The following is a 23158-nucleotide window of genomic DNA, read 5'->3' on the forward strand; positions in this document are numbered from 1 at the left end:
ACATAACGGGTTTACTCGCAGACGCTTATTAAAATGCATTCAACCCCGCATATAAACTAAAAGAATTTATCAATGGCAGACCAGACTATTATCAATGAAATCAGCAAGCGAAGGACCTTTGCTATCATCTCTCACCCGGATGCTGGTAAAACAACGATTACCGAAAAAGTATTGTTATTCGGACAAGCTATTCAAAGAGCTGGTACTGTAAAAGGTCGCGGCTCTAACCAGCATGCTAAATCTGACTGGATGGAAATGGAAAAAGAGCGTGGTATATCAGTTACTACTTCTGTAATGCAATTTCCATATAACGACGCACTTGTTAATTTACTTGATACGCCAGGACACGAAGATTTCTCTGAAGATACGTACCGTACATTAACAGCAGTAGATTCGTGCTTAATGGTTATTGATGCGGCTAAAGGTGTAGAAGACCGTACCCGTAAGCTAATGGAAGTTACACGCCTGCGTACCACACCTATTGTTACGTTTATGAACAAATGTGACCGTGATATTCGCGACCCAATGGAAGTGCTGGACGAAGTTGAAACAGAGCTAAATATTGCCTGTGCACCCATTACTTGGCCAATTGGTTGTGGTAAAGAGTTCAAAGGTGTTTATCACATTCATAATGATGAAGCTGTTTTATATAAAACGGGCCAAGGTCATAAAATTCAAGATGTTCGCACAATTAAAGGCCTTGATAATCCAGAGTTAGATATTGCCATTGGTGAAGACTTAGCTGCGCAGTTACGCGATGAGCTTGAGCTTGTTATTGGTGCATCAAACGAATTTGATTTAGATTTGTTTTTAGCCGGTGAGCTTTCGCCAGTTTATTACGGTACCGCACTTGGGAACTTTGGTGTTGATCACGTGTTAGATGGTTTAACTAAGTGGGCGCCAACGCCATTACCACGTGAAACCGAAGACAGACTAATTGTTGCAACTGAAGAAAACTTTACCGGGTTTGTATTTAAAATTCAGGCCAACATGGACCCTAAACACCGTGACCGTATTGCATTTATGCGTATTGTATCGGGTAAGTACAGCCAAGGCATGAAAATGAATCACGTGCGAATTGGCAAGCAAGTGAGCATTTCTGATGCGGTAACCTTTATGGCGGGCGATCGTGAACGTGCCGCAGATGCTTTCGCTGGCGACATTATTGGCTTGCATAACCACGGTACAATTCAAATTGGTGATACGTTCACGCAAGGCGAAAAACTTAAATTTAGTGGTATTCCTAACTTCGCCCCTGAACTATTTCGTCGTATTCGCCTTCGCGATCCGCTTAAGCAAAAGCAATTATTAAAAGGCTTAGTACAGCTTTCTGAAGAAGGGGCTGTACAGGTATTTAGACCACTTATTAATAACGACTTAATAGTAGGCGCGGTAGGCGTACTTCAGTTTGATGTGGTTGTAGCACGTTTAAAAGCAGAATATAACGTTGATGCTATTTATGAAGGCGTAAACGTGAATACGGCACGCTGGGTAAGCAGTGATGACGTTAAAAAGTTTGAAGAATTTAAACGTAAATGCGAAAGCAATTTAGCACTCGATGGCGGTGATAACTTAACTTACATTGCGCCGAGCCGTGTAAACCTTAACTTATCGGTCGAGCGTTACCCAGAAGTAACGTTTAGCCATACACGCGAAAACTAGAGCTCATTTACAAGAATTAAAAGAAAACCTGCTTTGGCGGGTTTATAAAGGTAAAAAAATATGAATATTCGTACTATTTTAATTGAAAAAGCCATTGCAGCTATGGTCGGTGCAGGCTTACCTGAAGATACAAACCCGGCAGTAACGCAAAGCACGCGTCCACAATTTGGTGATTACCAAATTAATGCAGCCATGGGCGCAGCTAAAAAAATGAAAAGCAACCCGCGTGAGCTTGCACAAAAAATTATTGATAACCTTGATGTAAGCGATATTGCACAAAAGACTGAAATTGCGGGTCCAGGTTTTATTAATATTCATTTAAAGCCTGAGTTTTTAGCGCAAAGCGTGAAAGCGGCTAACAATGATGCAAAACTAGCTGTAAACGAGCACGCTAAGCCACAAAAAGTAGTTGTTGATTATTCATCACCAAACCTAGCTAAAGAAATGCACGTAGGTCATTTACGTTCAACTATTATTGGTGACTCAATTGTACGTGCGCTTGAATTTAGAGGCGATACGGTTGTGCGTCAAAATCATATGGGTGATTGGGGCACGCAATTTGGTATGTTAATCGCGCATTTAGAAGATCAAATTAGTCAAGGCGTTGACTTAGATACTGTTGCGCTTGCTGATTTAGAAACTTTTTACCGCGATGCTAAAAAACGCTTTGACGACGAAGAAGGCTTTGCAGATAAAGCACGTGACTACGTTGTTAAATTACAAGGCGGCGATGCGCATTGTGAAAAACTTTGGAAACTATTTATAGCCACCTCAGTTAAACACTCTGAAGAAGTATACAAGCGTTTAAATGTAACGCTTACCCAAGCCGATATTATGGCTGAAAGCGCATACAATGCAGAGCTTAACGATATTATTAGCCTACTTAAAGATAAAAACATTGCCGTAGAGTCGCAAGGCGCGCAAGTGGTGTTTTTAGATGAGCTAGCTAATAAAGATGGCGAGCCATCAGCCTTTATCGTACAAAAATCTGGCGGTGGTTTTTTATATGCAACAACAGACTTAGCGGCATGTGACTACCGTTCAAATAAATTAGGTGCTGATCGCATCTTAATTTTTGTAGATGCACGTCAAAATCTACACTTTAACCAAGTAGAGCTAACAGCGCGTAAAGCTGGTTTATTAAGAGACGAAACAAGCTACGAGTTTTGCCCGTTCGGCACCATGATGGGCGCCGATAATAAACCATTTAAAACACGTACTGGTGGCACAGTAAAACTTGCTGATTTATTAGAAGAGTCAATTAACCGCGCAGCAGCAAAATTAGCTGAACGTGAGTCTGATTTAAGTGATAGCGATCGCAGCGAAATTGCCCGTAAAGTAGGTATTGGCGCAGTTAAATATGCCGACCTTTCTAAGCACCGTACCAGTGATTACATTTTTAACTGGGACAGCATGCTAAGTTTTGAAGGCGCAACCGCTCCTTACTTACAATATGCTTATACACGCGTACGCAGTATTTTCCGTAAGTCAGGCGTTGATGCTGCTACATTAAATTCAGACGTTGCAATTGTTGAGCCTCAAGAAAAAGCACTTGCACTTAAGCTACTACAGCTCGAAGAAGTACTTGATTTAATGATCAGCGAAGCAACACCGCACGTACTATGTGGTTACTTATACGAGCTTGCAAGCTTATACATGACATTTTACGAAGCCTGCCCAGTACTTAAAGAAGGCGTAGAGCCAAGCGTGCGCGATAGCCGTTTAGTGTTGTGTAATTTGGTTTCAAGAACATTAGAAACGGGATTAGACTTACTTGGTATTGAAGTTATGGAGCAAATGTAATCTGCTGCGTGTAGTTCGCTTTGACTGCGTTGTCGTGCTTTTTTAGCCTAAGTCACATACTAAATGTATGCTCCTTGGCATAAAAAAGCACTCCGTCTTGTCAGCACTTCTACACTTGCAGATGCAATGTTTTACATTGTAGGTTGGGTTGAGTGAAACGAAACCCAACGATACACCCGAGACTCGGTGCTATTTCTATCGTATATACCTGAGACTCGATACTTGTTATTACTCAATATCTATTGTTTTAAGCTCGCTACCCTAAGCTCTTTTCTAAGTCTTTATTTAAAGGATTTGTTATGAAACTCGAAGATATCCGCCGTGAATACCTGCAAGACGCGTTAAGCGAAGATAACTTGCAAGATGACCCATTCAAGCAGTTTGAAACATGGCTTGAGCATGCTGTAGCAAGCCAATTACCCGATCCAACAGCGATGGTTGTAGCAACTGTTGATGAAACCGGTCAGCCTTCACAGCGTATAGTGCTTTTAAAGCACCTGGATGATAACGGCTTTGTATTTTTTACCAATACAGGTTCGCGTAAAGCGCAGGAGCTTAAAGGCAATAACAAAATTTCCTTGCACTTTCCTTGGCATCACATGGAACGCCAAGTTATTGTTTATGGCGAGGCTAAACCATTACCAACTTCTGCTGTGGCAAAGTACTTTTTATCTCGTCCTAAAGAAAGCCAATTAGCAGCGTGGGCATCAGCGCAAAGCCGTCCGGTGTCATCACGTAAAGTACTAATGGAAACCTTTGCTAATATGAAAAATAAGTTTGCTAAAGGTGAAATTCCATTACCTGATTTTTGGGGCGGTTATTGTGTAGTGCCCACTAAAATTGAGTTTTGGCAAGGTGGGGCGCATCGTTTACATGATCGTTTTATGTATCAGCGCCAAGCAGATAACAGCTGGCAAATTACACGCTTAAACCCTTAATAAATAGATGAGTAAGTAACCGTGCAATTTATTGACTCTCATTGCCACCTCGATTTTAGTGAGTTTGATTCAAGTCGTGAGTCGCTCATAGGCGAGTGCGTCGCAAAGGGAGTTAATCAGTTTGTTGTACCGGGTATTACGCTTGCTCAATCGCATACTCTTATAGAGCTCAAAGCAACCTATCCAAGTATAAAAATAGCGGCAGGGCTGCACCCTTATTTTTTAAAACAGCATAAAGAATTGCACATAGAAGCGTTATTCGAGTTTGCAACTACAAATAAGCATCAGTTAGTGGCCATTGGTGAGTGTGGGCTTGATAGAAGCATTGAAAACCTCTCTAAACAAACTTATTTATTTGAACAGCAAATAGGGCTTTCTAATGAGCTAAGCTTACCGCTCATTGTACATCACAGGCAAAGCCATGATTTAATTGCGCAAGCGTTTAAACGTTGTAAGCCAAAAAATGGGGGAGTGATTCATGCATTTTCAGGTTCAATCCAACAAGCGAAGTATTATATCAAACAGGGCTTTAAGCTTGGCGTAGGCGGTGTTATTACCTATCAACGTGCAGCTAAAACCCGTGCTGTTATTGCCGCTATTGAGCCCGAGCACTTAGTGCTTGAAACGGATTCACCTTCAATGCCGTTAAGTGGCTACCAAGGGAAGGTTAACACGCCATTACATATACCTGATGTGTTTGAAGCACTATGTGATTTAAAGCCACACAGCGAAAAAGAGACGCTTGCAAAGCAACTTTATGATTCTTGTTCAGATGTTTTTTGCATATAACGATTTACCTGCCAGCGCTTTAATCCACGGCCTAACTGCCACGTAAAAATACAAGCAATCACTAGCATTAATAGTACCTGCCGACCTAAGTCATGAAAATGATTGTGGCTGTCGGATATTGCAGCGCGAGTTAAATAAGTAACAGACACAAAGCCTATAGGGCGGTCATCATCGCTTATCACGGGTTCCATAAAAGGTGTTTTTAGTTTACTAATACCCGGTGTTGAGTCCGGAAGCTGACCATAAATATGGTGTGATTGCCAATTGTCACTACTGGCAATTAAAATGCCCTGTTGATCATAAATAGTGGCAGAAAGCACAAACTCATCTTTACTTATATCGTTACAAATGGCGTTGAGTTGTGGTTTATTCTTTTCTATAAGCGGCGTTTTAACATTTAAAGCCATAAATTGAGTGAGGCTTTTTGCAGTGCTGTCGGCGCTATCGTAAAGTAACTGGTGACTCTGAAAACTACTATTAACACCCACCCAGCTTAGTAATACAAAACAGCCAGCCGCAAGAATTAAGCGAACGAGCCGCTTTCTTTGGGATGCGCTTATAGGGTTTTTAATATGGTTATTTTTCATAGTCACCGTTTATGCTACTGACAGCATTTTGATTTGATGTTACAACTACACTAACTATAACCTTAAACCCCACCTGATGGCGAATTTAGTGTTGAGAATAGCAGTTTTGAGATGCCAACTATCAGGAAAATAAAAATAAACACGGAGATCCCATGTCGCAAATCAACATGGCACAGCAAGCTGCTGAGCAACCATTACAACACTTAACTCTAAATAAATGGTTTAGCTATAGTGGTGGTGTATCTACACCTCTCGATTATATTCCAAACAAAGCATTAGGGTTATTTAGCATCGCATTTGCGGGTGATTTTGCGGAAAAACACATTGCCAGTATTGTTGACTTTTTAGCGACACATAACCAAAAAGTCACCGCTATATGCCAATACCAACCTGATTTAGGGCTTGCACCAGCACTGTGTTTTTACGCGCAAAATGCAGATAAAACTATAAACCCGTTAGTACTACAAGAATTTTCAAACACGCTTGATTGTCAATTAGTGCAAGTTGATACGCCGCCTAATTTATATGAGCCAGGTTTATTGGTTATGGATATGGACTCAACTGCAATAACTATTGAGTGCATAGACGAAATAGCACGCCTTGCGAACGTATACGATGAAGTTGCCTCTGTAACTGCACTTGCAATGGCGGGTAAACTTGATTTTAGTGAGAGTTTATATCAGCGTGTAGCTAAGCTTGAAGGTATTGAAAAAAGCTTAATTGAAGAACTGAAAAGTACATTACCATTAATGCCTGGCATTAAAATGCTGTGCCAAATTTTAAAGCAACATAACTGGTATTTGGCGATTGCCTCAGGTGGTTTTGTGCCTTTTGCAGAGCGTGTACAAGAGCTGATTAATTTAGATGAAGTGCACGCTAATGTGCTCGAATTTAAAAACGACAAGCTAACAGGTAAAGTGCTGGGTACGATTGTCGATGCGCAGCAAAAAGCGGTCGTTTTAGAGGTGCTTCAGCAAAAGCTAGGGCTTAAAAAAGCACAAACTGTAGCTATTGGAGATGGCGCAAATGATCTAGTCATGATGGCAAAAGCAGGCCTAGGTGTGGCCGTACATGGTAAGCCAAAAGTGGTTGAGCAAGCACAGGCGGCTATTTGTGATGGGTCATTATTGCAATTGTTGTATATGTTGGCTATTCCGTTAGAAAAACAACCAACACTTTAAAATAAATTAAGTTAAACCGCTTAACGTAAGCGGTTTAACCAAATTAGCTTACGGCGGCTCATTTGTGCTACTTGCTCTTTTTTTAGTTCTAAATGGCTTAGCGCTTCTTCAGTTATATCTACTACATCACCTACACCAGCTACGGCCCATAAGGCTTCTTCTAAATCTTTAGCTTTGTGCATTGCGTACTGACTTACGTATTTTAGCTCATTAGAAAGATAATCAGTATCGGGGCGACCTGTGCGCGATATATACAAACGCATTACGAATATAAGTTGCGATGTAATACCTTTACTAATTTGTTTATAAAAGCTTGAGTAGTCTTCACCTAAAGCGCATTGGCTAACAATAGCCTCTTCAATACTGCCTTTTCGAGGATCGAAGTTAATAGCAAGTGTAAAAGCAAGCGGTGCATCTTGGCGGCTGCGATCTTTAATATTTGGTGTTATTACATTAATAATTTGCTCTTCGGTCAGAATGCTCGAAAAGTCAGTTTTGTTACTTAATAAACCAAAGTTTTGCAAAATCACGTGCATAGGGCTGGCGTATAACCCATATCCAATTGCGCCGGTTTTAAAGTGTGCAGCTTCTTTGTGTAAATATAGCGGAAATTGGCAAACGCTTTTTGTAACCATATTTCTAAGTGCGGTAGATAAGCCTTCTACTTTAGGTGCTTCTTCAGATACTTTAAGTTTGTCTTTATTACCTTCTATTAGCTGAGTGAAAAAGGTCACGCCAGCATGGGGTAAATCAGCAATACGATTTGCTTTTAGGTTAATAGTAGTAAATGACTTACTGATGGCCATTACTTCGTACTTTAGTTCACTAAGCTTATGCTTTTTAGTTATTTTTTGAAGTTCAGGGAATGCTAAAAGTACTATATCGCCTTTTTTAAATGTGGCAGGTTGTTCGCACTCTAACTGCAAACCCATTACCGAAAAGTCACGTGTATAGCCGTTAAATACCTCATCATTAATAGTGACACTAACTGGTGTTTTATAAAGATAGCGCTTATGCGAGCGTAAATTTACGTATTCAAGTGGCACAATATCTAAGTAGGGTGGTGTTTTGTGTTTTGCGTGGCCAAAGTGCTTAAGCTGATTTACTAATGCTTTATCAAAAGTAAGTTGTTTATAATTTGCTTGTTCAGCTTTATTGCCAATATTTGTAAGTACAACAATATACTTAACATCTTTTATAAGGCCTTTTACACGAGGTGAAGGCGGCTTATTTAATTTTTCTATATTTTCACCGGCACTATTAGGTAGTGAAAGCGGTATAAAAGAATCATCTGGATGACTTGGCATTACTTGTATTTTAAAGCACTGCCAGCTCTCTTTTTGGCTACCAAAACCTAAAAATAGATCACGTAATTTAGGGTTGTTATTTAACTCTGTACGCGTCGCTGAGTAGTAATAAATTTTACCTGATGATATATGTGTAAATGTATAGAGGTAATCTTCTTTTACTGCGGTAATTTGAGTTAGTAATTGTGTAATACGCTGATGATTAAGTATATTGTACAAACACGGTATTTTTCTTTCATCGGTAAAGTAGCGCTGAATAAAAATATTATTTTCAGTGGTAAGGCTAAGGCTTGGGTAATATTGCTCATCTTTTTTACTTAAAAACACATATAAAGACGTTACGCGAGGAATGTAGTACTGCTCATACCCCTTTGATACTACAGCATCGAGCGTATTATCTAGATTTACTTTATAACGACGCTTATTACCATGAATAAAACTTTCTAAAAAGTCATTAAAGGCATCGTTGTTTTCTATATAAGTGCGCTTTAAGCGGATGTGATTAAATTCACGAGAGATATTTTCTACTGCAACAACTTCGTATTGAATACCGTTTTTTAGGCCAAGTTCAAAGTCTTGCTCAAGGCCTACTAAGCGCATTGCGATGAGTTCGCCTTTTTTTATAGAGTAGCGCGTTGCAAGCTTAACTTTACAACCGCTTAAAGATATATCTGAGGTGCTAGCAGCAATGTTCTTTTTATCTTTGTAATCAATCGTTACTTTTATTGAGTAATTCATCCGTTCTTCACGGCGGCTCTCATAAGAGGCAAACTTAATTACTTCAGTGTTTAAGTTATTTTCTAACTCTTGTAACTCTGATTTTTCGGCTGCTTGTTTTTGTAATACGCGGTGGTTATTTTCTGTATTCATTACGGCTTCGTAAACAGCTAAGGTGTATTCACCATGTTGTTTAAGCGCTTTTTCAAACACTTCAATGGCTGTGTCATCCATAAAGTGTTGCTTGCCGTTATGCTCATATGGTTTTACTTGGCCTGTCACTAATCCGCGAAGATCAACAAAACGTGCCACTGGCTGAGATAAACGCGACATTTCCATTTTCATTAAAAATTGCTCAGGTTTAGTTAACCCTGCGGTTTTTGATTTGAAAATTAGATCAAATTTAGCGTTGCCTAAATATGTTTTTAACTCATTCACGAGGTCTTCGTGTTTGAGCATTATGTCATCAGCCATTTATAAAACCATCACCGTCTAATTGAAAAAGTAGGTATACTGTTAAGTCCATTTATTAGAAGTTCAATAAACGTTAAATCGCGCTATGTTATTAATATAGGTACAATTATTTGAGTTACTACTGTTTAGCTCTTGTTATGTATGTGTTATTTGCCATTTTATTGGCAAGTTACTTTAAACTATTACAAAGCAAAAAGTATGCCCTAAATTATAGCTAAAAAGAAACACCATGTGTATTTATTGATTGTGACGCTAGATTTTTAAGCAGGCAAGAGTTTGTTGCTAAGTAAATGCCTGAAATGGCAAAATAAGCGCTTAATAGTAAGAATTTTTTTAATTAAAGAATAGTAGGTAAAGTGATCAATGGCTAAAGCGGCAAAAGTAGAATTTGTTTGTACCGAATGTGGCATGAACTATCAACGTTGGCAGGGTCAATGTCGCTGCGGTGCGTGGAACACATTAGCGGAATTTAAGCCTTCAGCAGGGCACAGTAAAAAAGCATCAATACGAGCAAACGTTGGTGGTTATGCTGGTGGTGTTGGTGGTGGCTCTAAAAAAATCAATGATATTGCTACATCAGAGGCTGAAAAGCAGCTAACTGAAATCGGCGAGCTTGATCGCGTACTAAGCGGCGGGGTGACTACTGGCTCTGTTAATATAATTTCCGGCGATCCGGGGGCGGGTAAGACAACTTTGCTATCTGACCTAGTGGCGAGAATGTCACAACGGATGCCGTCACTTTACTGTACGGCAGAAGAATCTTTATCGCAGTTTAAAAACAGGGTAAATCGTTTAAAGTTAAACTATAACCCGGACGAGCTTTATTTACTTTCAGAAACGAGCGTTGAAACCATCATCGAAGAGCTCGAGAAAAATAAAATTAAGTTTGCTGTTATTGACTCTATTCAAGCTGTTGTAACCGATACGGCAAATGGTAGCCCAGGTTCGCCTTCGCAGGTAAAAAGCGCCGCCCAAGCATTAACTCAGTACTGTAAGCAAAATGATGTAACCATGTTCATTATTGCTCACGTAAATAAAAATAACGAAATAGCAGGCCCTCAAACACTTGTACATATTGTTGATGCGCTTTTACACATAGATACCAACGATGGGCAAATACGAACCCTTAGGGCAAATAAAAACCGCTTTGGTGATATTGATACTGTTGGCATTTTTAAAATGTGTGAACGTGGAATGTTAAGCGTTGATAATCCAAGTGAAATATTTTTATCGGGTTCAACCACCGACTCACCTGGCTCTACTATTACCTGTATTCGTAAAGGGAATCGTAATTTATTGCTTGAGATTCAATGTTTAACTACCGAAACAGAAGCTGAATTTCCGCAGCGTGTTTGTGTTGGTTTAAATATGAATCGTATAAAAATGCTGACCGGTATATTACGTAAGCATACTAAAACTAAAATATTTCACGATACGTTTTTTAATATTGTGGGTGGTTTAAGAATTGATGAGACAGAAACCTGCATCGATTTAGCATTAGTAACCGCGTTACTTAGCAGTTTAAACGAATTTGTTGTACCTCGTACCACGTGTATTATGGGAGAACTTAGCTTAAACGGCGATGTACGCCCAATAGACAGTGGTGTACCGCGTGTTAAAGAGGCTGCACAACATGGTTTTACAGAAATATATATTCCATTTCGCAATTACCATAAATCGATGGAAGGGCTAGGCGCTAAAATTACCCCTGTAAAAACCGTACATGAGTTACTTAGTTTGATTAATTAACACTTATCGGTGATGTTCTTCAGTGTTACTCTTAAGTTGAGACACTTTATAGAAAGAATTAAATAAGGAAATGACATGAAAAAATTAGTTATAGTTGCAGCTCTTGTGGCCGCAGGCGTGGGTGGTGTTAGTTACGCAAACTACGTAGCAACTCAAGAAGTGCGTGCAGAAGTAGATAAGCAACTTGCTTTAGTAAGCGAGCAAACTGGCGCTACATTTAAATACGCTGGTTTATCGGCAAGTGTTATTTCAAAGAGTGTAGAAATAACAAACATGGAAGTAATAAGCCCTGAAGGTGACAATGTTGCTAATATTCAAAGCATTGAAATAACTGGCTACGAGCCGGATAAAATATCACCACATACATCATTTGATGTAAAAAGCTTTCAGTTTGATAAAAGCTTCGTATCAAAATTACCAGCTGATACAAACGAAATGTTAGCGTCGGCAAGTTACGACTTACATTCATCACTTGATTACGATGAAGAGTCTGGCAATAGTGATGTAGTAGTTAAGCTTGATGCAAAAGACATTGTTAGTTTTAATATGGATATGGGTTTAGCTAATTCAAAAGCGTTAATGGATGCTTCATTGGCTATTAGCAAGGCGCAGCAAGAAGCGGGTGATCAACCGCTGACGTATGAGCAAGAATTACAGCAGCAAACACTTGTTATGCAAGCAATGAGTAAATTAGAGCCGCGTAATGTTAGCTTTGCCTTAAATAACCAGGGTAAATTAAAAGATTTACTCTCAAGCGAGCTTGAAAAGCAAGGTATGACGCTTGAGCAAATGGAAATGACGCTAGAGCAACAGTTACAACAAGCTCCTGTAACTGAAGATATTGCAGAGGCTTTAACTAGCTTTGCGAAAGGTTTAAATTCATTCAGTGTGTCTGCAAAGCTACCTGAAGGTAAAACTATGATGGAAATTAACCAACAAGTTATGATGCTAGTAGGGCAACCTGAAGAGCTAGTTAAGTTTATTAACTTAGAAGTTAAAGGTGATTAGGCCTTAGTTCTGTATTAATAAAGGCGCCAATTGGCGCCTTTATTGTAATCTTATTAGCTAAAGCAATTTGCTTTTATAAGATCAGTGATTATTTGTTGTGATGGTTTTATTTTTTCCATCGCTAAAAATTCATCAGGCTGGTGTGCTTGGTTAATTGAGCCTGGGCCCATTACAATCGTTTCACAACCGAGTTGCTGGATAAACGGCGCTTCAGTGCAGTAATTTACTGCGACCGCTTTTTGCCCCGCTATTTTTTCAGCCATTTTTACTAAAGCACTGTCGGTGCTCCCACTAAATGCCGGTATTGGTTCATGTAAATCAATAACGCTCACCGCATTTGGGTATTGCTGATTTATCTCTTTCGTTGCATCGAGTACTAATGCTTGTAGTTCTTGTACACTTAAACCTGGTAATGGGCGCATATCTATATGCATTTCACAGCAACCACAAATTCTATTCGCGTTATCGCCGCCATGAATATTACCTAAGTTTAATGTTGGATAAGGGATTTCGAAGTGGTTTATTGAATACTTATGCTTTAATTGTTCTTTTAAGATCATCAATTTTGTAATCACTTTATGCATTACTTCAATGGCGTTAAGACCACGTTCGGGATCGGAGCTATGCCCAGAGCGACCAACCACTCTTATTGCTGTACTCATATGGCCTTTGTGCATAAATACTGGCGTCATATCAGTAGGTTCGCCTATTATACAACGCGCAGGTTTTAAATTCGGGTGCTTACATATTTGTTGTGCACCAGCCATCGTTGTTTCTTCGTCGGCGGTGGCAAGGATTAAAATAGGCTGAGTTTGCTGCTTTTCATCAAGTTCACTAATCGCTTGTAATACAAAAGCAAAAAAGCCTTTCATATCAATACTTCCTAGCCCATACAATTTGTTATCGAGTTCGGTAAGTTTAAATGGATTATGATTCCAACGACTGTCATCAAAAGGCACTGTGTCGGTATGACCAGCTAGCATTAATCCGCCATCACCTTCTCCGCGTTTTGCTAATAAATTATAGCGCCCTTTACCTCCTTCTAATTCTATAATTTCACACGTAAAACCGATTGTTTCGCACCAACTGGCTAGGAGTTCAATTACGTTTTTATTGCTCATACACAGGTTGTCTTCAATAGCACTAATAGAAGGGGCTGCAATCAATTGTTGGTACATGAAAATAAACGAAGGCAAAGGCATAAAAAAATCCAAAATTATTATTCAATTTAATTGCATAACAATATAAAAGTATTTATGATGAATATCAATTCACTTTTTAAGCATAAATATATTAAAAGTAACGCCATGAAAATAATGCGACGATAATCAAAATTCATTAATAAAAAAGACTTAATTAGCGTCTAAGCTAGTTTAAGCGAACATTATAGATAAGTAGTAATTAATTTTAAGATAACGAGTAACAAATGAATGTAGTGATTATTGGCGCAAGCGGATACAGCGGCGCAGAGTTAGCAAGTTTAGTTGCTAAGCATCCAAACTTAACTTTAACAGGCTGTTATGTATCTGAGGGTAGCTTAGATAAAAATAAATTGCTAAGTGATTTATACCCAGAGCACCTTGGCTTACTAGACTGCCCTTTACTTCCTCTTAGCGTATCAGCTTTTGATGACATTCAAAGTGATGCTGATTACGTATGCTTATGTACCGATCACAAAGTAAGTGTTGATCTAGCGCCGCAATTTTTAGCTATGGGTAAAAAGGTATTTGATTTATCTGGTGGCTATCGTTTAGCAAGCAATGACGACTACGTTACTTACTATGGTTTTGAGCATCAACATCCAGAGCTTTTAAATGAAGCGGCTTACGGTCTAGCTGAGTGGAACCATGATGCTATCGCTAATGCAAAGCTAATTGCTGTTGCAGGCTGTTACCCAACAGCAGCGCTTAATGCGCTAAAACCGCTTAAGCAAGCAGGCTTATTAAGCAGCGAAAGTATTATTATTAATGCGGTTTCGGGCGTTACAGGCGCAGGGCGTAAAGCCAGTGTAGGAACGCATTTTTGTGAAGTGTCGCTTGCACCTTATGGTTTGTTTAACCATCGCCACGGCCCTGAAATTGAACAACACCTTGGCCACAAAGTGTTGTTTACACCGCATCTAGGTAATTTTCCGCGCGGTATTTTAGAAACTATTTATGTACAGCTTAAGCCAGGCGTTACCAAGGAAAACGTTGCATCGGCTTATCAAGTACTTTCGAGCGAGCCATTAATTCGTTTATTAGGCGATAAAGTACCTTCAATTAAAGGTGTAGCTAAGCAGCCATTTGTTGATATTGGCTGGCAGCAACAAGGAACGCAGTTAATTGTGATGTCTGCTATTGATAACTTATTAAAAGGCGCTGCTGGACAAGCTTTGCAGTGTATTAATATTTCTATGAATTTAGATCATACCACTGGTTTAAAAGGAGCGTTTTAAATGAGTAAAAAAACGTGGGTAATTAAACTAGGTGGTGCAGTACTTAATACAGAAAATGCAGCAAAAGCGTTGTTTGATGTATTAAATGAGCAAACAAATGATGAGTTTGTGATTGTACATGGCGGTGGCGCTTTAGTTGATACATGGTTAAAACAAGCGGGTTTTGCCAGTGCTAAACACCAAGGATTACGTATTAGCCCAACAGAGCAAATGCCTTATATAGTGGGTGCGCTTGCAGGTTGCGCTAATAAACAATTAATGACTCAAGCTATTAGTGCTGGGCACAAGCCTGTCGGCTTAAGTCTTTTTGAGGCAGGTGTTACTGCCACTCAAAAGCTAAAAGCGCTTTGCTTGGTGGGTAAATGTAAAAGCAACGACGATTCTATTGTTAATGATTTACTTAAAATCGGTCGCCTACCCATTGTTAGCTCTATAGGCTTTGATGAGCAAGGGCTTTGGTACAACGTAAATGCAGATGAAGCTGCAGCGGCTATTGCTAGTAACTTAAATGCCGAGCTTATTTTTATGACGGATGTTGAAGCAGTGCTTGATGAAAATAAACAGCCGTTACATCAACTTGACACAAAACACATTGATACTTTAATTACAAATGGAGTAATTGTGGGCGGGATGGAGGTCAAAGTTAAGACCAGCCTTCACGCTGCCCAACATTTACGACGCGGTGTGTATATTTCCAGCTGGCAAAAGCCAGAAAATTTAACTGCTCTGCTACAAGGCGAGCATGTCGGAACTAAGATTACACCATAGGTTTATTATGTTTGAGAATTTTTTAACGGGTTTAGAGTTAGACCAAGAAGGCGCACTTAATTTATTAAAGTTAGCGCAAGATATAAAAGCAAAACCAGAAAAATACAGCAATGTATTAGCGGGAAAATCAATCGTAACATTGTTTGAAAAACAAAGTTTACGTACTCGCTTATCGTTTGATATAGGTATTAACCGCCTTGGTGGCCATGCAGTTTATTTAGATCAGCAAAATGGCGCTATGGGTGCACGTGAATCAATTAAAGATTTCGCACTTAATATTTCTACTTGGGCCGATGGTATTGTTGCGCGCGTAAATCAGCACAGCACATTAACTACATTAGGTGAATACGCATCAGTACCGGTAGTAAATAGTTTGTGTGATTTATACCACCCATGCCAAGCGCTTGCTGATTTTTTAACGCTTCAAGAAGTTCACGGCGATGTGAGCGAGCTTAAAGTGGCTTACTTAGGTGAGGGCAACAATGTAACTCATTCATTAATGCTTTTAGCGGCAACGCTTGGCACTGATTTTGTTGCTGTAACGCCAAAAGGCAGCTCGCCTGATTCGCAAATCCTTAAAAAGGCAGAGCAAATAGCGGCAATGAATGGCGCATCAGTGATGGTAAGTGACCGTGTTGAAGCGGCTGTTGGTGCAAACGTTGTATATGCAGATACATGGGTATCAATGGGTGATACAACACCGCTTGAGCAAGTTAAAGAAAAATATATGCCTTATCAATTAAATCAGGCATTGCTAGATCAAACCGGTGCAACTACGGTATTACATTGCCAACCGGCACACCGTGAATTTGAAATTACCTCTGAGGTAATGGATGGTCCAGCATCGAAAATTATTCAACAAGCAGAGAATCGCATGCACGCGCAAAATGCTTTGTTAGTTACATTACTAAATCCAAATTTTGTTAAGGAACACCTATGAGTTCAATTAAAAAAGTCGTTTTAGCCTATTCAGGTGGTCTTGATACATCGGCTATCGTGCCATGGTTAAAAGAAAACTACGGTTGTGAAGTTGTTGCGTTTGTAGCGGATGTAGGTCAAGGCGCAGAAGAACTTGAAGGCGTAGAAGCTAAAGCAATCGCTTCAGGTGCTTCAGAATGTTACGTAGTTGATTTAAAAGATGAAATGGTAAGTGATTACATTTATCCAACACTTAAAACGGGCTCGATTTACGAAGGTACTTATTTACTAGGTACGTCTATGGCGCGTCCTATTATTGCTAAAGCACAAGTTGAAATTGCACGTAAAGTAGGTGCTGATGCACTTTCTCATGGTTGTACTGGTAAAGGTAATGACCAAGTTCGTTTTGAATCATGTTTTGCAGCCCTTGCTCCAGATTTAAAAGTAATTGCGCCATGGCGTGAGTGGGACTTATCGAGTCGTGAATCATTACTTGATTACTTAGCAGAGCGTGACATTCCGTGTTCAGCATCTGCTACAAAAATTTATAGCCGTGATGCTAACGCTTGGCATATTTCGCACGAAGGTGGTGAGCTTGAAGATCCATGGTGCCAACCAACTGAGCAAGTATGGACTTGGACTAACTCTCCAGAGCAAGCACCAGATAAGGCAGAACTAGTAACTTTAAAAGTTGTTGAAGGCGAAGTGGTTGCTGTAAATGGCGAAGAACTTAAACCATATGACTGTTTAGTTAAATTAAACGATATTGCATCGCCTCATGGCGTTGGACGTGTTGATATTGTAGAAAACCGTTTAGTAGGTATGAAGTCACGCGGTTGTTATGAAACACCAGGTGGCACAGTAATTATGGCTGCGCTTCAAGCCATTGACGAGCTAGTGCTTGATAAAGCGAGCCGTAAATGGAAAGAAGTACTAGGTGGTGAATTTTCACATTTAGTGTACGACGGACGTTGGTTTACACCACTTAAAGATTCTATTTTAGCCGGTGCAGAAGCACTTTCTAAAGTGGCAACAGGTGAAGTGGTACTTAAGCTATATAAAGGTCAAGTAACTGCGGTTCAAAAGCAATCACCAAATAGCTTATACAGCGAAGCATTTGCTACATTTGGCGAAGATGATGTATATGACCAGTCACACGCTGAAGGCTTTATTCGTTTATTCTCGCTTTCAAGCAGAATTTCAGCATTGGCTAAAAAGTAAATTATTTATAGCCCCTTATAAAAGGGGCACTACAGGGTTTGGAGAGATTTCATGGCATTATGGGGCGGACGTTTTTCTACGGGTCCAGATGAGGCGTTTAAGCAATTTAACGACTCTCTTCCCTTTGACTACCAGTTAGCAGAGCAAGATATTATTGGCTCTGTGGCATGGGCTGGTGCACTTGAACAGGTAAATGTACTTTCAAGTGATGAGCATACAAAATTAGTTGCTGCATTAAATGAGCTACTTGAAGAAGTTAAAGCTGATCCACAATCAGTTGCTACTTCAGGTGCAGAAGACATTCATTCACATGTTGAAGCTGCTCTAATTGAAAAAGTAGGTGATTTAGCTAAAAAATTACATACAGGCCGAAGCCGTAATGACCAAGTTGCCACCGATTTTAGACTATGGTGCCGTGATACAGCCGATCATTTACTAGATGCCATTGCACAGCTAAAAGGCGAATTTGTAGCGCTTGCAGAGCGAGAGCTTGGCACAATATTGCCAGGTTACACGCATTTACAGCGCGCACAACCAGTATTGTTTAGCCACTGGTGTATGGCGTATGTAGAAATGCTAGAGCGCGATGAAAGCCGCCTGCAAGATGCTAAAGCGCGCATGAATTTTTGCCCATTAGGCAGTGGTGCATTAGCAGGTACAGCTTATCCGATTGATCGCCAAGCATTAGCCCACGGATTAGGTTTTACAGCGGCTACAAAAAATAGCCTTGATGGCGTATCTGATCGTGACTTCGTGTTAGATCTTTTAAGTTGTGCGTCTATTTCGATGATTCACTTATCTCGTATGTCTGAAGATCTGATTTTTTATAATTCGGGTGAAGCCGGATTTATAGAGCTTGCTGATAACGTCACGTCAGGCTCATCGCTCATGCCTCAGAAAAAAAATCCTGATGCACTCGAGCTTATTCGCGGTAAAACCGGACGTGTATTTGGTGCATTTAGCGCTATGATGATGACATTAAAGGCACTGCCACTTGCATACAATAAAGATATGCAAGAAGACAAAGAAGGCCTGTTTGACGCTATGCCAACATGGCTTGCATGTATTCATATGGCGCAAGCATGTATTAAAGGCGTAAAAGTAAATGGCGATAAAACGTTAGCAGCGGCAAAAGGCGGCCACGCTAATGCCACCGAGCTTGCTGATTACTTAGTTGCTAAAGGTGTGCCATTTAGAGAAGGGCATCACATTGTGGGTGTACTTGTACAGCTTGCGATTAGCGAAGGTAAAACGCTTGAGGAGCTATCACTTGAGCAGTACAAATCAGTAAACACTGTATTTGAAGACGATGTTTACCCAGTACTTAAAATTGATGCGTGTATAAAAGCGCGTCAAGCGCTTGGTGGGACGTCTATTGAGCAAGTAACTAATGCTGTTAAAGAAGCCAAAAAAAAACAGCAAATAACGGTACGTGATGCAAATTTAGATGATGTAGAGGCAATAGCCACACTTATACAGCATTGGGCAACGGTAGGCGAAAACTTACCTCGTGCAAAAAGCGATATGGTGCACTCTATTAACGAGTTTGCAGTTACTGAAATAAATGGAAAAGTGTCGGGCTGTGCATCGTTATACATTTACGATACCGGCCTTGCTGAAATACGCTCATTGGGTATAGACCCAAAAAGTAAAGTGACGGGGCAGGGTAGACAGCTTGTAGAGCACCTACTTGCTAAAGCCAAAAAATTGGCACTTAACCGAGTTATTGTATTGACCCGTGTACCCGATTTTTTTGAACAACAACGTTTTACTTTTTGTAGCAAAGACTCTTTGCCTGAAAAAGTAATGAAAGATTGTGAACTTTGCCTTCGTAAAGAAAATTGTGACGAAGTAGCAATGGAATATATTTTGAAGCTAAGTACACGTGCGGAGATCCCGTGTAAATACGTAGCTTAAACTCCCTGGATACAAAAAACGTACGGTTATCCCTGTGCGTTTTTTTATATTTGCAGTAAACTGGTCGGAGTTGTTTGGTTGGGTTATATTTTTTGAGTGAATTTTAATGTGTCAAAAAAAGTTGGCACATTGATTGCTATGTATAAGATAGGTAGCAAAATAGCTATCACTGCTTAAAACAGGTAATGCATTTATCTACATAATAATGTGGTTAAAAGTTGCACCAAATATAATTAAAACTTTTACAAGGATCAATCACATGCAAGTTTCAGCTAATAGCCAATTACAAATGCAAGCATACAACAAAACACAACAATTAAAGCCTGCAATGGAACAAACTGCTAGCCCTAAAACCCTGCAATCTGATACAGTAAGCATTTCTCAAGAGGCTATTGCTGCAGCAAGTAGTGATAGCTTACAACGTGGCGGGGGCAGTGTAATGCCTGTCAGACCAAAGTAATAATTTAAGGTTTTAAATGATTCTAACTGAGCTTTTTGGGTTGTTCTCACTGTCTGCTTTTACGATGTGGGGATTTCTGATGACTTTCTTTTTTAATGTGTTTGTATACTCATTAGATGTAAAAAGAGGTACAACTCTTCTGCTCAGTTCATTTATTATGATGATATCTTATACCTTATCTGACTACTTCTATACATGGCTTTCTATTAAAAACTCAATATACTTGGATTGGGCTTTGTATGATATTTCTACTATTTTAGCGTTAATATGCATATATAAAATAACCGAAAAAACAACACCTTCTTTTTTGTATTTAATTGTTGGATTGTCTATAAATTCGATTTTCTTTTTTTGTATGTATTTAGATATGTATATATTCGGAAATATGGAACGATGGTTTTTTTGGGATGTTTATACATACGCAGTTAATTTAATGGACTTAATTATGATAGTCGCATTAATTATTGATAGAGATTTCCTCGGTCTTCATAAATTAAAGAACAAAATTCTCAGCTACTTCAAGTCAAACGATACCCATAAAGTAACCTAGTTTAAAATGTACTTAACTGGTGCTTTTCTGGATTATATAAATGCTTTTACACAATGGGGCTTTTTAATGGCCTTTTTGTACTGCTTAGTATCTAGTGTCAATATTAAAAATAAATCCCTTCTCATTACATCAAGCATTATGTTGTGTTCATATTTTTTAAGTGGATACTTTACTATATTGAATGCTCCTTATTTAGATTGGATTTTATATGATTTTCTTACCATAGTAGCGATACTCTTTTTTATAAAAATTGACTTTATTAAATGTTGCCCAAGTGCCAATTTTATTCTGATAGGCTTATTCATTAATAGCCTCCTCGCATCAGTAATGCATTACGATCTATATATTCTTTACCACTTAGATGAGTGGTGGTATTGGAGTTTTTATTCTGTTGGGAGTACTTTAATAGATGTATTGATGATGCTCTCGCTAATACTTAATAAAAATCTTATAAAAATGTCGCCTTTAAAAATTATTAATTTGAATAAAAAAAATCTTAAGAATAATGAGTGAACTCATAATTAGCCCAACAGTTTCTTTGTACATAGGTGCATTTGTACAATGGGGATTCCTTATGGCCTTTTTGTACTCCCTTGCTCATTCGATTAATAAGCCTAATAAAGAAAGAGTGTATTTGTCTTTGGTTATGAGTATTTCATATTCATTTAGTATATTTACAAATCTGGATACGGTAACTTATCTAGATTTTTTGTTTTCCGATATTTTAACTCTCCTAGTTATTATTTCCCTTAGGCGGCTCTGGCATGGTGGTATTACCTATCTATATATCATTACTGGCTTAGCTGTAAACTCAGCTTTACATTTTCTCATGCATTACGACATCTATATATCAAATAATACAAGCTACTGGTGGCTTTGGAATGCTTACGTAATAGGGGTTAACGCTGCTGATTTCATAATGGTAGCTATATTTTTTATAAACAAAGATTTTTTAGCTTTAGCTGCAATTAAAATATGGTTCCACAATAGTATTATGAAAAAGGAATAGAAGTAGTGGCTGATATACTTTGGGGTCTGGTAGATTTAGGATATAACGTAGCAATACTATTTACATGGTTTTTCCTAATCGCATTTTTATATAACCTATCAGCGAGTATTAATAAAAATGATAAAAGTAGAGCGCATCTTTCATTTATAATGATGGTTTCATATATATCTAGTCTTTTTATGGATCCACTGATTGAAAATCCTCACCTAAATTACTTCTATTATGATCTTGCTACTATTAGCGCCCTGATACTTTGGCGATTTATATATAAAAAATTAGTACCAATTGCTTTTGACTATTTAATTGTAGGGCTTTTTATTAATGCATGTTTATTTTTAGGTATGCATTACGATATTGAAATTGCAGGTACTCTTTACTATTGGTGGTTTTGGACAGTTTATATTTTTGGAATGTATTTTGTCGACTTTACAATGGCATTGGTATTAATCATCAATAAGGATGTTTTAGGCTTAAACAAGCTTTTAAGGTGTGTTAGAAGGTTAAGTTTAGATCGCTGAGGCAGTAAAGCTCAACTTAAAAGAAGAGTGATTTTGTGCATTTTTTATGTTGCCGTTATATGTTAAGCGGTACAATAACGGTTTATATAGTGTTGGGGTAAGATGATTGAGCTACTTTTAAATACAAATATCTCTTTTTATATAGGTGCTTTTGTACAGTGGGGCTTTTTGATGGCTTTTCTATATTCTTTAGTAAGCTCTATAAATAACGCAGATAAAAGCATTGTTTGGCTATCTTTCATCATGGCACTTTCTTACTCTTCTAGTATTTTTATTGATATGGATTCGATAACTTACTTCGATTTTTTCTTATTCGATAGTATTACTCTATTTGTTATTATTTTATCTGGTTTTTTTATAAGAATTAGCGGTGTATACATTTATTTATTATTTGGTTTAGGTATAAACACCTTACTATTTTTTGCAATGTATATAGATAATGATGTTATGCACCATTATGAATTTTGGTGGTTCTGGTGGGTGTACATAGTAGGTATAAATTTTACAGATTTGACCATGGTTTTAGTTTTCTTTATAGGTAAAGATGTTTTAAAACTTGCTTGGTTAGAAGGAAAGCTAAATAAAGTGTTTAATAAAAGGACCTATTAGTAATGGTTTTCAGTGCTAACAGGCCTTATTTATTATTAACTGGTACCACAGCCCAATTTAATTTTTAGCGCTTTGACAATTACAGGGTCTACAAACTCGCTTACATCACCATTGTGACGTGCTACTTCTTTAACAAGCGTTGATGAAATAAATGAATTTCGCTCTGCGGGTGTTAAAAATACACTTTCTAAATCAGGATTCAGGCGGCGGTTCATGTTAGCTAATTGAAATTCATAGTCAAAATCAGATACAGCCCTAATACCACGAATAAGCACATTAGCATTGTGATCGCGCGCAAGGTCAGCCAATAAGCCAGAAAAACCAATGACCTTAACATTATCTAAGTGACTTAAAATAGAGTTTGCAAGTTCAACACGTTCTTCAAGGTTAAAGCAGGGTTTTTTACTTGGGTTGTTCGCAACCGCAACTAATACAGTATCAAACATTTTAGCTGCACGTTGAATAAGATCTGTATGACCATTGGTTAGTGGATCAAAGGTGCCCGGGTAAATTGCAATAACTTTCATAATGTTCAC

At 38.6% G+C, this 23158-nt stretch carries 21 protein-coding genes; 17 read left to right on the forward strand and 4 right to left on the reverse strand.

Annotated elements, in window-relative coordinates; all coding sequences use genetic code 11:
- Nucleotides 1–72 precede the first annotated feature (72 nt).
- From prfC to H5089_RS03715, 4 genes are all read left to right on the forward strand, one after another.
- Nucleotides 73–1662, forward strand: coding sequence for a peptide chain release factor 3 (gene prfC, locus H5089_RS03700; RefSeq protein WP_002958776.1), 1590 nt, complete (start codon nucleotides 73–75; stop codon nucleotides 1660–1662).
- Nucleotides 1663–1722: 60 nt separating this feature from the next.
- Nucleotides 1723–3465 (forward strand): arginine--tRNA ligase, encoded by a 1743-nt coding sequence (gene argS, locus H5089_RS03705; RefSeq protein ID WP_002958775.1) that lies wholly within the window; start codon nucleotides 1723–1725, stop codon nucleotides 3463–3465.
- A 299-nt stretch (nucleotides 3466–3764) separates the two neighbouring features.
- Entirely contained in the window at nucleotides 3765–4403 is a 639-nt protein-coding gene (pdxH, locus tag H5089_RS03710; RefSeq protein ID WP_002958774.1) for a pyridoxamine 5'-phosphate oxidase, read from the forward strand.
- 21 nt (nucleotides 4404–4424) lie between these two features.
- Nucleotides 4425–5192 (forward strand): TatD family hydrolase, encoded by a 768-nt coding sequence (locus H5089_RS03715; RefSeq protein WP_182711502.1) that lies wholly within the window; start codon nucleotides 4425–4427, stop codon nucleotides 5190–5192.
- Here the strand turns inward: H5089_RS03715 and H5089_RS03720 are convergent.
- Entirely contained in the window at nucleotides 5159–5779 is a 621-nt protein-coding gene (locus H5089_RS03720) for an AhpA/YtjB family protein (protein ID WP_024608994.1), read from the reverse strand. The two genes, H5089_RS03715 and H5089_RS03720, sit on opposite strands and share 34 nt — an antisense overlap.
- A gap of 152 nt (nucleotides 5780–5931) precedes the next feature.
- On the opposite strand from H5089_RS03720, the gene serB reads away from it, so the two are divergent.
- A complete protein-coding gene (gene serB, locus H5089_RS03725) occupies nucleotides 5932–6960 on the forward strand; it encodes a phosphoserine phosphatase SerB (protein ID WP_182711503.1) in 1029 nt (342 codons plus the stop codon).
- Nucleotides 6961–6980: 20 nt separating this feature from the next.
- Here the strand turns inward: serB and H5089_RS03730 are convergent, their stop codons facing one another.
- Nucleotides 6981–9458 carry a PilZ domain-containing protein gene (locus H5089_RS03730; protein ID WP_024596075.1) on the reverse strand — a complete coding sequence of 826 codons (2478 nt, stop codon included), beginning with the start codon at nucleotides 9456–9458 and terminating at the stop codon, nucleotides 6981–6983.
- A 363-nt stretch (nucleotides 9459–9821) separates the two neighbouring features.
- Between H5089_RS03730 and radA the strand changes: the two genes are divergently transcribed.
- Complete coding sequence (gene radA / locus H5089_RS03735; RefSeq protein WP_002958769.1) at nucleotides 9822–11207, forward strand: DNA repair protein RadA; 1386 nt, start codon at nucleotides 9822–9824, stop codon at nucleotides 11205–11207.
- Between the two features lie 75 nt (nucleotides 11208–11282).
- Nucleotides 11283–12215, forward strand: coding sequence for a hypothetical protein (locus tag H5089_RS03740; RefSeq protein WP_002958768.1), 933 nt, complete (start codon nucleotides 11283–11285; stop codon nucleotides 12213–12215).
- A 53-nt stretch (nucleotides 12216–12268) separates the two neighbouring features.
- Here H5089_RS03740 and argE read toward each other — a convergent pair whose 3' ends face one another.
- A complete protein-coding gene (gene argE, locus H5089_RS03745) occupies nucleotides 12269–13417 on the reverse strand; it encodes an acetylornithine deacetylase (protein WP_182711504.1) in 1149 nt (382 codons plus the stop codon).
- A gap of 224 nt (nucleotides 13418–13641) precedes the next feature.
- Here argE and argC point away from each other — a divergent pair, with 224 nt between their 5' ends.
- The 10 genes from argC (at nucleotide 13642) to H5089_RS03790 (ending at nucleotide 22622) form a co-directional block, all read left to right on the forward strand.
- Nucleotides 13642–14652 carry an N-acetyl-gamma-glutamyl-phosphate reductase gene (gene argC, locus H5089_RS03750; RefSeq protein WP_024596072.1) on the forward strand — a complete coding sequence of 337 codons (1011 nt, stop codon included), beginning with the start codon at nucleotides 13642–13644 and terminating at the stop codon, nucleotides 14650–14652.
- The gene (gene argB / locus H5089_RS03755) at nucleotides 14653–15420 is read left to right on the forward strand and encodes an acetylglutamate kinase (protein ID WP_182711505.1); all 768 of its coding nucleotides are present in this window, start codon (nucleotides 14653–14655) and stop codon (nucleotides 15418–15420) included.
- A gap of 7 nt (nucleotides 15421–15427) precedes the next feature.
- Nucleotides 15428–16360, forward strand: a complete 933-nt coding sequence (locus H5089_RS03760) for an ornithine carbamoyltransferase (RefSeq protein ID WP_002958764.1) — start codon at nucleotides 15428–15430, stop codon at nucleotides 16358–16360.
- The gene (locus tag H5089_RS03765) at nucleotides 16357–17559 is read left to right on the forward strand and encodes an argininosuccinate synthase (RefSeq protein WP_154903484.1); all 1203 of its coding nucleotides are present in this window, start codon (nucleotides 16357–16359) and stop codon (nucleotides 17557–17559) included. The genes H5089_RS03760 and H5089_RS03765 overlap by 4 nt, the downstream gene beginning before the upstream one ends.
- A gap of 51 nt (nucleotides 17560–17610) precedes the next feature.
- Complete coding sequence (argH, locus tag H5089_RS03770; RefSeq protein WP_182711506.1) at nucleotides 17611–19476, forward strand: argininosuccinate lyase; 1866 nt, start codon at nucleotides 17611–17613, stop codon at nucleotides 19474–19476.
- A gap of 259 nt (nucleotides 19477–19735) precedes the next feature.
- Nucleotides 19736–19936: a hypothetical protein gene (locus H5089_RS03775; RefSeq protein WP_182711507.1), complete on the forward strand. Its 201-nt coding sequence runs from the start codon at nucleotides 19736–19738 to the stop codon at nucleotides 19934–19936.
- A 16-nt stretch (nucleotides 19937–19952) separates the two neighbouring features.
- Nucleotides 19953–20486, forward strand: coding sequence for a hypothetical protein (locus H5089_RS20220; RefSeq protein WP_259396038.1), 534 nt, complete (start codon nucleotides 19953–19955; stop codon nucleotides 20484–20486).
- A 505-nt stretch (nucleotides 20487–20991) separates the two neighbouring features.
- Nucleotides 20992–21495 (forward strand): hypothetical protein, encoded by a 504-nt coding sequence (locus H5089_RS03780; RefSeq protein ID WP_182711508.1) that lies wholly within the window; start codon nucleotides 20992–20994, stop codon nucleotides 21493–21495.
- A gap of 5 nt (nucleotides 21496–21500) precedes the next feature.
- Entirely contained in the window at nucleotides 21501–22013 is a 513-nt protein-coding gene (locus tag H5089_RS03785; protein WP_182711509.1) for a hypothetical protein, read from the forward strand.
- Nucleotides 22014–22115: 102 nt separating this feature from the next.
- Complete coding sequence (locus H5089_RS03790) at nucleotides 22116–22622, forward strand: hypothetical protein (RefSeq protein ID WP_182711510.1); 507 nt, start codon at nucleotides 22116–22118, stop codon at nucleotides 22620–22622.
- A 35-nt stretch (nucleotides 22623–22657) separates the two neighbouring features.
- Here the strand turns inward: H5089_RS03790 and coaD are convergent, their stop codons facing one another.
- Nucleotides 22658–23149 carry a pantetheine-phosphate adenylyltransferase gene (gene coaD, locus H5089_RS03795; RefSeq protein ID WP_182711511.1) on the reverse strand — a complete coding sequence of 164 codons (492 nt, stop codon included), beginning with the start codon at nucleotides 23147–23149 and terminating at the stop codon, nucleotides 22658–22660.
- Nucleotides 23150–23158: the final 9 nt, after the last annotated feature.

Source organism: Pseudoalteromonas sp. SR45-1 (genome assembly GCF_014163655.1).
GTDB lineage: Bacteria > Pseudomonadota > Gammaproteobacteria > Enterobacterales > Alteromonadaceae > Pseudoalteromonas > Pseudoalteromonas distincta.

What these genes read in the sequence shown, in the direction of transcription:
- H5089_RS03790 (WP_182711510.1), top strand. Translation starts at nt 22,116, where the DNA reads ATGATTGAGCTACTTTTAAATACAAATATCTCTTTTTATATAGGTGCT.
- argS (WP_002958775.1), top strand. Translation starts at nt 1,723, where the DNA reads ATGAATATTCGTACTATTTTAATTGAAAAAGCCATTGCAGCTATGGTC.
- pdxH (WP_002958774.1), top strand. Translation starts at nt 3,765, where the DNA reads ATGAAACTCGAAGATATCCGCCGTGAATACCTGCAAGACGCGTTAAGC.
- serB (WP_182711503.1), top strand. Translation starts at nt 5,932, where the DNA reads ATGTCGCAAATCAACATGGCACAGCAAGCTGCTGAGCAACCATTACAA.
- H5089_RS03765 (WP_154903484.1), top strand. Translation starts at nt 16,357, where the DNA reads ATGAGTTCAATTAAAAAAGTCGTTTTAGCCTATTCAGGTGGTCTTGAT.
- H5089_RS03760 (WP_002958764.1), top strand. Translation starts at nt 15,428, where the DNA reads ATGTTTGAGAATTTTTTAACGGGTTTAGAGTTAGACCAAGAAGGCGCA.
- coaD (WP_182711511.1), bottom strand. Translation starts at nt 23,149, where the DNA reads ATGAAAGTTATTGCAATTTACCCGGGCACCTTTGATCCACTAACCAAT.
- H5089_RS03730 (WP_024596075.1), bottom strand. Translation starts at nt 9,458, where the DNA reads ATGGCTGATGACATAATGCTCAAACACGAAGACCTCGTGAATGAGTTA.
- H5089_RS03775 (WP_182711507.1), top strand. Translation starts at nt 19,736, where the DNA reads ATGCAAGTTTCAGCTAATAGCCAATTACAAATGCAAGCATACAACAAA.
- argC (WP_024596072.1), top strand. Translation starts at nt 13,642, where the DNA reads ATGAATGTAGTGATTATTGGCGCAAGCGGATACAGCGGCGCAGAGTTA.
- argE (WP_182711504.1), bottom strand. Translation starts at nt 13,417, where the DNA reads ATGCCTTTGCCTTCGTTTATTTTCATGTACCAACAATTGATTGCAGCC.
- H5089_RS20220 (WP_259396038.1), top strand. Translation starts at nt 19,953, where the DNA reads ATGATTCTAACTGAGCTTTTTGGGTTGTTCTCACTGTCTGCTTTTACG.
- H5089_RS03780 (WP_182711508.1), top strand. Translation starts at nt 20,992, where the DNA reads ATGAGTGAACTCATAATTAGCCCAACAGTTTCTTTGTACATAGGTGCA.
- H5089_RS03740 (WP_002958768.1), top strand. Translation starts at nt 11,283, where the DNA reads ATGAAAAAATTAGTTATAGTTGCAGCTCTTGTGGCCGCAGGCGTGGGT.
- radA (WP_002958769.1), top strand. Translation starts at nt 9,822, where the DNA reads ATGGCTAAAGCGGCAAAAGTAGAATTTGTTTGTACCGAATGTGGCATG.
- prfC (WP_002958776.1), top strand. Translation starts at nt 73, where the DNA reads ATGGCAGACCAGACTATTATCAATGAAATCAGCAAGCGAAGGACCTTT.
- H5089_RS03720 (WP_024608994.1), bottom strand. Translation starts at nt 5,779, where the DNA reads ATGAAAAATAACCATATTAAAAACCCTATAAGCGCATCCCAAAGAAAG.
- argB (WP_182711505.1), top strand. Translation starts at nt 14,653, where the DNA reads ATGAGTAAAAAAACGTGGGTAATTAAACTAGGTGGTGCAGTACTTAAT.
- argH (WP_182711506.1), top strand. Translation starts at nt 17,611, where the DNA reads ATGGCATTATGGGGCGGACGTTTTTCTACGGGTCCAGATGAGGCGTTT.